Consider the following 12,427-nt stretch of genomic DNA (forward strand, 5'->3'; position numbering starts at 1 on the left):
CCGCCAGCGTTCAATCTGAGCCATGATCAAACTCTTCAATTAAAGTTTTGTTGCTTCCGTCTTGCGACTTCAGCGGCTCAATGAATTCTGATTTTTTGTTTCTAACTAAAGAAACAAACTGTACATATTACTATGAACACTCATTGTTACATTGATTTAAATTTTTGACTGCCAACCCGAAGGCTAAGCAGTTTCGATTAACTCAACACCTGTGAGTGTCCACACAGATTTGCTTGATAAATTGTTAAAGAGCGTTGACCACACACTGAGTTTTCAGCGGGTCAGGGCTGCGTATTTTACGCATTCCCGTTAGTGCGTCAAGTAGTTTTTTCAACTTTCTCAACACTCATCGTTTAGCTTGCTAACCGATGAACTGCTTGGCTTTCTTTGCTTAACTTGCGTTACGCTGTCTGCCGTGTCAGTGGATGCGCATTATAGGGAGATTGAGAAAGTCCGCAAGGGCTTTTTATCGATCATTGAATCGCACGTCGATATTTTAAACGTTATGACCATTTTTTAGCTTATAAGCTCTATTTATCGGAGATAAGTAAGGTTTTTTAGCTAATAATTGATAATTCACGCTCAATATTTCAGCAATGGTCTAGTGTAAAAGTAAATAATTCATTACCATATACTTGCTGTTAACAGTTATTTATCAATTTCCCATTCATCAGAGAGCATTCTTATGCAAAAGTCATTTCTTATTGTCTTGATTGTCGCCATTATTGGCGCAGTAGCACTATCTCAGTTCGCAACGCCATTATCAGCTATTGCTTTTGTCGCTGGCGCTATCATTGCAAGTCTTGTTTTTAAGTTTGTTCCAGAGACTTCATCATCTCATGCTTCAGAAGAACAATATGTTGGCCCTACTATGACCTTATATGTAGGTAACCTGCCTTATCGTGTTCATGAGGGTGAAGTAAAAGTATTATTTGGCGAATTTGGTCCAGTAAACTCTGTGCGTTTAGTCAGAGATCGTAAGACGGGTCGTCGTAAAGGTTTTGGTTTTGTGGAGATGTCAGAATCAGGCGCTCAGAAAGCCATGGTTAAACTGAATGACTATAGTTTCCAAGAAAGAACCTTAAAAGTAAGAGAAGCAAAAACACAAGATTCGGAAGCTGCCGACCGTACAGGGACAGACGAGTAGCATTACCGCTTAAACTGTTTTGCTTTATTTTGTAATTTGGTTGGTTGTGGTGATTCGCTCGATAGTTGAAAAGCCACAATCAATTAATGTTGTTGTTAACCCTTCGCTGATTCCCATCTTAGTATAGAAAGCTTGCATAACTGACTCCCTTACAGCTTCTCTCTCATCTGTTACTCTGTGCTCTTCCACAATAAGATTCTGTTGCGTTAAAAGAGTGACAACTCGCTTAGCAATAGCAGCGCCAGAATCCATTAGTTTTACGCCCGCACCGAGCACTTGTTGTAATTCAGCTTTGATCATAGGGAAATGAGTGCAACCTAGTACGAGAACATCCAATTGTGCGGCAACGACTGGTGCCAGTAACTGTGCCAATCTATGCATATCCAACATTCCAGTCGCCACTTTTTGCTCTGCCATCATCACTAATTCAGAACAACCAAAGAGTTCGACATGGCAATCATCAGCAAATTGGCTGATGAGTTCATGGGTATAATGACGCTTAACTGTGCCAGGTGTAGCCAAGAGTCCAATACGTTTGCTCTTAGACATTAGAGCGGCGGGTTTAATGGCAGGGACAACACCTACGACAGGGACAGTAAGATGTGCACGTAATGCCGGTAATACAACAGTACTTGCAGTATTGCAGGCAACGACCACTATCATTGCATTGGTACGAACCACTAGATCGCATACTAATTCGACACAGCCAGAAATTAATACCTGCTCTTCCAACTCTCCATAGGGCAACCTAGCGTTGTCGAAAAGATAGCAATAGTCGCTATGGGGCAAACTCTTGCGGATTTCAGCCAGTACAGATAGACCACCAATCCCAGAATCAAACACTAATATAGGTCGCGACAAGCGAATCTCCAGTTTCGGATATATAAATAAACTATACAGATTGGACGCATTAACGATTCGATGGCTGCTTTACTGGCGAAATCCAGCCAAATACCATAGAACCACATTCAAGTGCGCGGATTTTCCCATAGCTTTGCGAAAACCGCAAAAGCAAGATACTGGACATTCGTGTCACCTAGTATAATATTTGCGCCCCAATTTACAGCAACGGTGAATCAAACAATGAACTTAGCAGCAATGGACCCTCAGACTTATGATGCGCAGTTAGAACACAAGCGTATCAAGCTAGAACAAGCCTTTGCCCAATTTGAAACACCGAGTGTTGAAGTTTTTGCCTCAGAGCCAGCTAACTACCGTATGCGCGCCGAATTCCGCATGTGGCATGATGGTGACGACTTATACTATTATATGTTCGATAAAGTATTGAATGAGAAAGTACGTTGCGATCAATACTTACCAGCTAGCGTGCTCATCAATCAAATGATGTCGGCCTTAATCGCCGAGCTGAAACCGAATCCGAGTCTAAGGCACAAATTGTTCCAAGTGGATTTTTTGTCGACTTTAAGCGGCGAGATTTTAGTGTCTTTGCTTTATCACAGGCAGCTTGATGACCAATGGCGCGCCGATGCGGCTGCATTGAAAGCCAAGTTAAGTAGCCAGTTTAACGTCAATATCATCGGCCGTGCCCGTAAGCAAAAAATCGATTTAGATAAAGACTTTGTGGTTGAGTCATTACAAGTAAATGATAAAACCTTCTTATATAAGCAAATCGAAAACAGCTTTACTCAACCCAATGCCAAAGTTTCCGTAAAAATGCTGGAGTGGGCTATCGATGCGACTCAAAACAGTAAGGGGGATTTACTCGAGCTCTACTGTGGTAATGGCAACTTCTCTATCGCACTGGCGCAAAACTTTAATCGCGTATTGGCCACCGAACTCGCTAAGCCTTCAGTCGATGCGGCGCAATACAATATCGAAGTGAATGGTATTGATAATCTGCAGATTATTCGTATGTCAGCCGAAGACTTTAGCGATGCCATGGCGAAGAAACGCAGCTTTAGACGTTTAGAAGGTATCGATCTTGACAGCTATGTTTGCAACACCATTTTTGTCGACCCACCACGCGCGGGGATTGATCCTGATACGCTGGCGTTAGTCCAAGGTTATGAGCGGATTTTGTATATTTCCTGCAACCCTGAAACCTTAAAAGATAACCTGCAACAACTGAACGAAACCCATAGAGTGACCCGCTTTGCCTTGTTTGATCAGTTCCCTTACACAGATCACATGGAAACGGGTGTACTACTCGAGCGTCGTTAATCACTTCAGATACACTGAGCTCGACTGCATAACACTTAAACGTAAATTCGCTAAAAATAATGGAGCCTTAGGCTCCATTATTTTAGTAAATCTACATCTCACTCAGATTAGCGGTGTTCAACCTTATGCTGCAAAGCCTCGGCGCCTTTGGCGACCATGCGCAATTGCATGACTAATTGATCGGCAAGAATTTTGCGGTCAGCCCGTTTCATATCTAATGCTGAAGCGCCGGCATTAAACACCAGTGTCACTAAAGCTTCAGCCTGTGCACGGGCTAGCAAGGGGGTTCGACCCGCTTTGGCTTCGGTATAATGAGCCAATTCAGAAATAAAATGCTCAATTTCGCGGGCAACTGCCGCACGGAATGCAGCCGAGGTTCCAGAGCGTTCATGCAATAAAATACGGAATACGTTTGGATTCGAATCAAGCACTTCCATAAAGGTATCAACGGAAATACGGATCACACTGCCACCCACTTCAGCTCGCTGACGGCCTTTACGCATCATCTGCCTTAAGGTTAACCCGCCCTCATCCACCATAGTAAGACCAAGTTCGTTCATATCTTTAAAATGGCGATAAAAAGATGTCGGCGCGATATTAGCTTCCCGAGCAACCTCTCGCAAACTCAGACTTGAGAAACTGCGCTCAGCACTTAGCTGATTAAAGGCCGCATCGACTAAAGCTCTGCGAGTTTTCTCTTTTTGCTGTGCTCGAATACCCATTCTTAAATCCGCTAACTGAATGTAATAACGCGATAATACCGCTTTTAGGCATTAAACACAGCCCCATCGTCCTTGACCAAACAATATAGCTAAGCTAAATTAGCTTACAGATGTACGCTCAAAAGCGAATTTTGGAAACCTATAATGAAAAAACCCCCTATCATCTGGCTTAATGTCAGTCTGTTTGCCATCACTTTCCTCAGTGCGGTAATTTTAGTTCCATGGCGCGGTATTGTTCATGGCTATGGTGCCAGTGAATGGATCGCTTTTATTGTTTTAGCCTTTGCCAGTGGCCTGTCAATCACCGCGGGTTATCACAGACTCTGGTCACACAAGGCCTATAAAGCCCATCCGGCGGTGCGTTTTATATATGCCCTTGGTGGTGCTTTAGCATTACAAAACAGTGCATTGCACTGGGCATCTGATCACAGAGTCCACCACAAGCACGTAGATGATAACGACAAGGACCCGTACTCAGCCAAAATGGGATTCTGGTACAGCCATATCGGTTGGATGCTGCGTGAGTATCAGTCGCAACGCTATCACGATTATCAAAATGTGCGTGATCTGCAAAATGACCACATTGTCATGTGGCAACACAAACATTACCTCGCACTCGTGTTGCTGATGAACATTGGACTGCCTGCACTGCTTGGTTGGCTCAATGGTGACGTGCTGTCTATGTTATTGATGGCGGGGTTACTGCGTTTAGTGGTGGTGCATCACTGCACTTTCTTTATCAACTCTTTAGCCCACGTGTGGGGCAGTCAGCCTTATACCGATAAGAATACCGCCCGCGATAATGGCTTCTTGGCCATGTTGACCTACGGTGAGGGTTATCATAATTTCCATCATATTTTCGAAAATGACTATCGTAATGGCATTCGATGGTGGCACTACGATCCGACCAAATGGTTGATTAAATCATTATCTTGGTTAGGTTTAGCTAAGGATTTGCGTACGAGTCCACAGGAACGTATCGAGAGCGCACGCTTACAAATGCAGTTATTACGTACCAAGCGGAAGGTTAATAACCTGCCTAATGCTGATGAAATTATTGAAAAAATTCAAGCAGAGTATGAGTTATTAAAGCTGCACTTAATGGATTACTATCAAGCACAGAAAACCTTGCTTGAGGCCAAGCGTAAGCAACTTGTCGATCAGCAACTATTGCAACAAGTTGAAGAGCTAAAGGCACGTTTCTTAGTCCAGCAAAAACATTGGCACAGCCTGACCGCAACTTATAGCTAAGCCACAATTCTACCCGAAAGTCATACGGCCACCTTGCATGGTGGCCGTATCTGATTATGATGATGCCTTAATCACTTAAATAGGCTGTTGAGATCATGTCAGATTCCCTAGTTACACTCCCAGAATCAATCAAGCTAACAGAATATAGTCATGGCGCAGGTTGTGGCTGCAAAATATCCCCTAAAGTGCTCAGCACTATCTTAGCCTCGCAATTACCTGTATTTACCGATCCAAATCTGCTGGTTGGTAATCAGAGCCGCGACGATGCTGCAGTGTACAAACTCAATGATGACATAGGCATCATTAGCACTACCGATTTTTTTATGCCAATTGTTGACGATCCATTCACCTTCGGTCGTATCGCAGCGACCAATGCGATCAGCGATATTTATGCCATGGGTGGCACGCCTATTATGGCGATTGCAATTTTAGGTTGGCCAATCAATAAACTACCCGCAGAAATCGCACAGCAAGTGGTCGATGGCGGCAGACAAGCCTGCATGGAAGCGGGGATCATGCTAGCCGGTGGTCATAGCATAGACGCACCCGAACCTATTTTTGGTCTCGCGGTTACCGGGCAAATTGCCTTAAGTGATTTAAAACAGAATGATACCGCTAAAGCCGGCGATCGTTTATATCTCACTAAACCTATCGGCATTGGTATTTTAACCACAGCACAAAAACAGAAAAAACTCCGCGATGAAGATAGTCTCATTGCGGTAAATGCCATGTGCCAACTCAATACTATAGGCGCGACCATTGCAAAAATTAGCGGTGTAAATGCCCTGACCGATGTCACAGGTTTTGGACTGGCGGGACACTTACTCGAAATGTGCCAAGGCGCCAACCTCACTGCGAAGCTTAAATTTGATGCAGTGCCATTGTTACCACGCGCCTTAGATTATTTGGCCTTAGGTTGTGTTCCTGGCGGAACTCACCGTAATTACGACAGTTATGGCGAGCATCTCCCCGAGCTCAGCGAGCATCAAAAAGCGATACTGTGCGATCCGCAAACCAGTGGTGGCCTGTTAGTTGCCGTCTCGGCCGCAGCTGAAGCGGAATTAATTGCCCTACTCGATGCGAACCACATAACCCCAATCTGCATTGGGTCACTGGAAACACCGACCACTGCAGCGAATGTGGTGTTGTGCTGATGCCAAGCGCTATTGTAGCCGCAGAGCAATATAGGGAGATCTTTCTCAATCAACATCCGATGATGGATGTGCGAGCGCCCATAGAGTTCACTCGGGGCGCGTTTCCCAACTCGACCAACTTGCCCTTGATGCTGGATAGTGAAAGGGAAAAAGTCGGTACTTGTTATAAGCAATTTGGTCAGCAAACCGCGATTGCATTAGGTCATTCACTGGTGAATGGTCCCATCAAGCAACAGAGAATCGAGGCTTGGGCTAGCTATGTTAAAGCCAATCCTAATGCTTACCTTTATTGCTTTCGCGGCGGCTTACGCTCGCAACTCACTCAGCAATGGCTCAAAGAAGCGGGTATCGAAGTCCCTTATATTCAGGGTGGCTATAAGGCCATGCGCCAATATCTGATTGGCGTGATTGAAGCGGCACCGACTCAACAGCCGTTATTGAGTTTGAGCGGGATGACGGGCTGCGGTAAAACCGATTTTCTACTACAGCGTAAAGAAGCGGTTGATCTTGAAGGAATAGCTAATCACAGAGGCTCTAGTTTTGGAAAGAATATCGACCCACAGCCAATGCAGATTAACTTTGAAAATCAACTCGCCATTGCCTTGCTACAGCACCAAACAAGTGGCGCGGCGTGTTTACTGCTCGAAGATGAAAGCTTCCTGATTGGGCGTTCGGCGCTGCCGCAGACATTTTACAATGCCATGCAAGCCGCTAATGTTCTAGTGCTAGAAGAGTCGGACGATGCGAGGCTCGAACGCTTACGCTATGAATATGTGCATAAAATGTATAGCGGCTTCTGTGAGCGCCTAGGGCCGGAAGCAGGTTTTGCGGCTTTCAGTGAATATCTATTACAGAGTTTAGTGAGCATTCGCAAACGTCTAGGCGGAAAACAACATCAAGAACTGCAAGATTTGATGCAACAAGCCCTCGATCAACAAATCAACCAGAATGACACTTCGCAGCATTTAGTCTGGATAAACCTGTTATTGCACAAGTATTACGATCCTATGTATCAATACCAATTACAGAAAAAGTCCGAACGTGTTCTTTTTAAAGGCTCACATCAAGCGATGCACGAATGGTTGGATAGCTATCAAACTCGATAAATTGCCCACGCATAAATGAGATAACCGCGAACATTAGATCCGCGGTTATCACTTCACTTTATTTCATACCTTAACGAATTTAAGACTTGTCCAGCAGGCTCGCCACTTGGACTCTCAAAGATTCCTTATTCGCAAGCTTACCATCGACGGCATCCGTTAAATCCACCGACACCCTTGACCAAAAACGCTTGGGCATTTTAGCTAAGGCATGTCCGCCCTTGTGGCTAAAATAAGATCCCCATAATCCGTGCAGCGCCATAGGAATGACTGGCACTGGATCTCTGGCCAAAATCTTATCAATTCCAGGACGAAAATCGCCAAGTTCACCGTCAGGTGTGAGTCGACCCTCAGGGAAAATACATACCAACTCGTCATTGGCGAGCGCTTCATGAATCGCCTCAAAGGCACGATTATAGGTCTCTTCACTTTGCTTAGGCGAACAGATAGGGATCACACCTGCATGGCGGAACAAATACTTCAACAGAGGAATTTCGCTGATGGATTTATCCATCACAAAGCGGATTGGCCGTGTCGACGCTCCCATAATAATCAATGCATCCACATAACTCACATGGTTACAGACTATGATGCCAGCCCCTTCCTTTGGAATTTTCTCTCGGCCTGTGACTGTCACTCGATACATAACATGACTGAGTAAGTAACTGATAAATCGTTGTGTAAATTCTGGTACTTGTGAATAAACATAGAGCGCGACTACAGCATTCATCACGGCGAGTAGCAGAAATAACTGTGGAATAGTCCAACCTGCAACGCCCAGTAACAGCATAGATAACAGTGCCGAAACCACCATAAACAATGAGTTCATAATGTTATTGGCTGCAATCGCCTGAGCACATTCACCCTTAGGCGAACGAGATTGAATAAACGCATACAAGGGGACGATAAACAAGCCACCGCTAACGCCAATCATAAAGAAATCCAGCATCACCCGATAATGTTGCGACTCGCCAATAAAGGCCTTTAATCCATAGACAAAACCAGCATCCACTGGCGCAGGTGGAATAGCCCAAAGCAAATCGACACCAAAAATAGTTAATCCCAATACCCCAAATGGCAGTAAACCGAGTTCCACATGGCCGTAGGAGAAACGTTCACAAACGAAGGAGCCAACAGCAATCCCGATGGAAAACATGCCTAATAATAATGACACCACAGTCGCACCAGAATGCAAATGCAGCTTAGCAAAGTTAGGAAACTGAGTCAGATAGGTCGCACCTAAAAACCAAAACCAACTGATCGCGAGGATAGCCATCCAGATTGAAGGCGTTTGACGGGCTTTTTTGATGCTACGCCAAGTGCCCGATAACGGCCTGAAACGTATTTTTTCAATGACGCCCTGCGGGGGTAATGCAGGAATCGCTCGGCTCGATAAATATCCTGCAAAGGCTAATACAGCAACAGTAATCGCCGACCAAAGCGTACCGTTTCCATTAGAAACCAAGATCCCCGCACTCAAAGTGCCCACCAGAATCGAGAGAAAAGTGCCCATCTCAACCCAAGCATTGCCTGTGACTAACTCGTCCTCTTTCAACGCTTGGGGTAACAAGGAATATTTAACCGGACCGAAGTATGCTGACTGGCTACCCGTTAAAAATAACAGTAATAACATCATCATGTAGCTCTCGCTCAGAATCGCAATCGCGGCGCTAAACATGATGATGACTTCGAGTAGTTTCAATCGGCGGATAAGTTTGGCCTTATCCATATTATCGGCGACCACACCCGCATGGGCCGAAAAGAGGAAAAATGGCAAAATAAACACCCCAGCCGCCAAGTTCACAAACATATCGACGCTTATGGGTAGGTCTTTCACTTGGTTAAAGGTCACTAATAGCAGCAACACATTTTTATAGATGTTGTCATTCAATGCGCCTAAGCACTGAGTCGCAAAATAGGGTAAAAAACGTTTTGTTAGCAGCATGATAGTTCCTTCTGGTAACCCATTCCTTGTAAATACGCTTGTACGTGACTCTCGAGTAAATCCTGCAGTGATAATGACTCAGCGAAGAGCTTATTATAGAGTGACAGAGAGGTCAGCCCATGAATTCCCCCCCATAATACCCGGCTCATACTGAGATGCTGCGCCTGCGTAACCTCGGGAAATAGTTGCGCCAATTCACACTCAATCAGAGTAAATAACCCCGCAATCAATTGCCCTTGCGATTCAGGCAAGGGTTCAGAATCGAGTAATTGCAGCTCAAAAACCAACTTGAAAGCTTGACGCTGCTCATGGGCGAATTGACTATACTCCCAAGCCATTGCAATAATTTTACCTAAACTGTCGGCCGCACGAACACCCGTCAATCGGTCGTGCAAAGTCCTAAGCGTTAACTCAGAAACCGCCAGTAATAAATAGTTGTAGCTGCCGAAAATATTAATCAAGGTACTAGGGACATAACCAATTTGACTGGCCACTTTGCGTAAGCTGAGCCCTATGGCACCTTGATCTATCAGTAACTCAGTTGCCGCTTGTATTGCCATCGCGCGAATTTCATCATGGCTGTGTTCTTTTCGTCTGGCCATAGGTCTCATCCCCTGTTGAATAGCAAGAGACTAACAGCAGTTAAAATAAAAAACAACGTTCAAAATAAGTTTGTTTTACGTACAGAAGAGGGTAAATAATGAAGGATATTATTGAAGATGATGGATAAAGATAGGCACTCGAATTAGATTCCCTCAGCAAGCCGAACTGGAACCGTGGGATGACATCACCTAAAAGAGCATAAAAAACGGCGCGCTCAGTCAGCACACCGTCCATTATTTTGATTTAAAAATCATTCTTAATTCAAAGGTGATTTTTATTTGAGGATAATCTTTGGTTCAAAGATAAGCGCGCGATTTAAGGCCTGCGGTAAGTCATCACAACCCTATCTGCGCCAGCGCCAAAATAATCGGCTTCAAAAGTTGAATCAATGAAACCTAAATGCTGATATAAGCCATGGGCAGGGTTACTCGGATCAACGGTTAAACACACCCGCTCAACTGACACGGGCAACTCGGCTAAACATTGTTGCATCAAACGCTTGCCGAATCCCTTCCCGCGAGCATTTTCACTCACTGCGACAGATAATATCCACATGCAGTTAGGATCACTACTCTGGGCACTGAGCAAATAGCCTTGTAGCTGATTATCTGCATCCACGGCCACTAAAAATTGCTCTGGCCAACAATCAAATCCCTGACGGAAGAAGAAATCAGGATAGCTGTGCTCACCAAAAATGGCCTGTTCGAGCTGATAAACTGCGAATAACTCTGACTTTAATACCGGACGTATAGACTGCATTTGAAAATCATTCACCTATTAAAATCTTATCCCACTCTAAGTTGGGTGCACCAACTACGATGAAATTAGGGTTCTCTAAGCTCTCGCGCTCATTGTAGGTTAACGGTTGCAGCTCAGTATCCATCAGCTGTCCACCCGCTTCCTCGACGATAATTTGCGCGGCTCCCGTGTCCCACTCACCCGTTGGTCCGACTCGTACATAACAATCAGCACGACCTTCCGCGACGAGACAACTCTTCAACGCTGCGCCACCCATCACGACTAACTCGCAGTGTTTGGGATGGTTGAATAGGGTCAACACAGATTGAGGGTCCTGACGGCGACTTACGGCCAATCTTAGGGAGACCTTTTCACGGTGCTCAATTTGGCGACTGCTAATACGCACTTCTTGTTTATCCGTGCGTTTGTACGCTCCTAAACCAGCAATAGCGTAATAACACACTTGCGTCATCGGCACATAAACTACACCCATCACGGGACGATTGTGTTCCACCAGCGCGATAATGACTGAAAAATCACCACTGCCGGCGATAAACTCCCCCGTACCATCGAGCGGATCCACCAACCAATAGCGCTTCCAAGATTCACGCACACTCAACGGAATGTCAGCGGCTTCTTCAGATAACACAGGAATATCAGGCGTTAAGGCGGTTAATCGGTCACAAATGATCTTGTTAGCCGCTAAATCTGCGGAAGTGACAGGGGTATTGTCAGACTTCATTTCTCGCTCAAAATTACCTTTGAGATAAATGTCACGGATAGTTATCCCTGCATCGGTCGCAATCGCAATAACTTCGTCGATCAACTCTTCTGGCTTCATAACAACTCCAATCGCCTGCTGAGCGAATGTTTTGCAAGCGTGCAAACTCTGAACGCTTAAAAGGAAAAAGATTATTTAAGTTGTAAATATTTTTGCGCCAAAAACAACGCGCTCACACTACGGGATTCAGAAAAATCGACATCATCGAGCAAGGCTTCCCAATCGGCGAGCGCCCAAGGCACCACATCAATTGGCTCAGGCTCATCACCTTCAAGGCGACTCTCATACAGATCTTCTGCAAGAAAAATTTGCATCTTACTAGAGAAATAACCCGGAGCTAGGCTGAGTTCTTTCAGTAAGGTGAGCTTATTCGATCCAAAGCCAATTTCTTCCTGTAATTCACGGTTAGCAGCTTCTATTGCTGTCTCACCAGGATCGATCAAACCTTTTGGGAAACCGAGTTCGTAATTATCAGTTCCTGCAGCATATTCGCGTGCCAGTAGCATTTTCCCTTGATGAATAGGCACTATCATCACAGCGCCACGACTACCGCCTTTCATGCGCTCATATTGGCGCTCTACACCATTGGAGAACTTAAGATGCACTTGCTCAATTTGAAATAATCGGCTTCTCGCGACAACTTCGGTATGCAATATTTCCGGCTTATTCTGCCGTTGCGACATAACTGCCTCTGGATAAAAAAGCGATAAATTAAATAAGGTAAGTGACAATCTTACTATCCTGTCTTTAATCTACAACCTGAATTTATTATATGCTCCTAATGGTAAGCCACAAATCCTTT

12 protein-coding genes are annotated in these 12,427 nt (G+C 44.9%); 5 read left to right on the forward strand and 7 right to left on the reverse strand.

The window, feature by feature from the left end; all coding sequences use genetic code 11:
* Positions 1–685: 685 nt before the first annotated feature.
* On the forward strand, positions 686–1,147 hold the full coding sequence (locus AAA952_RS12200) for an RNA-binding protein (RefSeq protein ID WP_113941557.1): 462 nt from the start codon (positions 686–688) through the stop codon (positions 1,145–1,147).
* Positions 1,148–1,171: 24 nt separating this feature from the next.
* Here the strand turns inward: AAA952_RS12200 and murI are convergent, their stop codons facing one another.
* Positions 1,172–2,008 carry a glutamate racemase gene (gene murI / locus AAA952_RS12205; protein WP_263170293.1) on the reverse strand — a complete coding sequence of 279 codons (837 nt, stop codon included), beginning with the start codon at positions 2,006–2,008 and terminating at the stop codon, positions 1,172–1,174.
* Positions 2,009–2,230: 222 nt separating this feature from the next.
* Between murI and trmA the strand changes: the two genes are divergently transcribed.
* On the forward strand, positions 2,231–3,328 hold the full coding sequence (gene trmA / locus AAA952_RS12210) for a tRNA (uridine(54)-C5)-methyltransferase TrmA (protein ID WP_338257352.1): 1,098 nt from the start codon (positions 2,231–2,233) through the stop codon (positions 3,326–3,328).
* A 107-nt stretch (positions 3,329–3,435) separates the two neighbouring features.
* On the opposite strand, the gene fabR is transcribed toward trmA, so the two are convergent.
* Positions 3,436–4,050, reverse strand: a complete 615-nt coding sequence (gene fabR / locus AAA952_RS12215; protein WP_105251021.1) for an HTH-type transcriptional repressor FabR — start codon at positions 4,048–4,050, stop codon at positions 3,436–3,438.
* A 144-nt stretch (positions 4,051–4,194) separates the two neighbouring features.
* Here fabR and AAA952_RS12220 point away from each other — a divergent pair, with 144 nt between their 5' ends.
* The 3 genes from AAA952_RS12220 (at position 4,195) to mnmH (ending at position 7,561) form a co-directional block, all read left to right on the forward strand.
* Positions 4,195–5,301, forward strand: a complete 1,107-nt coding sequence (locus tag AAA952_RS12220) for an acyl-CoA desaturase (RefSeq protein WP_338257356.1) — start codon at positions 4,195–4,197, stop codon at positions 5,299–5,301.
* 95 nt (positions 5,302–5,396) lie between these two features.
* Positions 5,397–6,455: a selenide, water dikinase SelD gene (selD, locus tag AAA952_RS12225; RefSeq protein WP_168826993.1), complete on the forward strand. Its 1,059-nt coding sequence runs from the start codon at positions 5,397–5,399 to the stop codon at positions 6,453–6,455.
* A complete protein-coding gene (gene mnmH, locus AAA952_RS12230) occupies positions 6,455–7,561 on the forward strand; it encodes a tRNA 2-selenouridine(34) synthase MnmH (RefSeq protein ID WP_338257359.1) in 1,107 nt (368 codons plus the stop codon). The genes selD and mnmH overlap by 1 nt, the downstream gene beginning before the upstream one ends.
* 79 nt (positions 7,562–7,640) lie before the next feature.
* On the opposite strand, the gene AAA952_RS12235 is transcribed toward mnmH, so the two are convergent.
* The 5 genes from AAA952_RS12235 to nudE all read right to left on the reverse strand — a co-directional run bounded on the left by AAA952_RS12235 (position 7,641) and on the right by nudE (position 12,308).
* Positions 7,641–9,503: an MFS transporter gene (locus AAA952_RS12235; protein WP_338257362.1), complete on the reverse strand. Its 1,863-nt coding sequence runs from the start codon at positions 9,501–9,503 to the stop codon at positions 7,641–7,643.
* Entirely contained in the window at positions 9,494–10,105 is a 612-nt protein-coding gene (locus tag AAA952_RS12240) for a TetR/AcrR family transcriptional regulator (protein ID WP_338257364.1), read from the reverse strand. The genes AAA952_RS12235 and AAA952_RS12240 overlap by 10 nt, the downstream gene beginning before the upstream one ends.
* A 316-nt stretch (positions 10,106–10,421) precedes the next feature.
* Positions 10,422–10,865: a GNAT family N-acetyltransferase gene (locus AAA952_RS12245; RefSeq protein WP_263147038.1), complete on the reverse strand. Its 444-nt coding sequence runs from the start codon at positions 10,863–10,865 to the stop codon at positions 10,422–10,424.
* Between the two features lie 7 nt (positions 10,866–10,872).
* Positions 10,873–11,685, reverse strand: a complete 813-nt coding sequence (gene cysQ, locus AAA952_RS12250; protein ID WP_011848162.1) for a 3'(2'),5'-bisphosphate nucleotidase CysQ — start codon at positions 11,683–11,685, stop codon at positions 10,873–10,875.
* 71 nt (positions 11,686–11,756) lie between these two features.
* The gene (nudE, locus tag AAA952_RS12255; RefSeq protein WP_173242602.1) at positions 11,757–12,308 is read right to left on the reverse strand and encodes an ADP compounds hydrolase NudE; all 552 of its coding nucleotides are present in this window, start codon (positions 12,306–12,308) and stop codon (positions 11,757–11,759) included.
* Positions 12,309–12,427: the final 119 nt, after the last annotated feature.

Origin of the sequence: Shewanella sp. M-Br (assembly GCF_036245925.1) — a bacterium.
Taxonomy (GTDB): domain Bacteria; phylum Pseudomonadota; class Gammaproteobacteria; order Enterobacterales; family Shewanellaceae; genus Shewanella; species Shewanella oncorhynchi.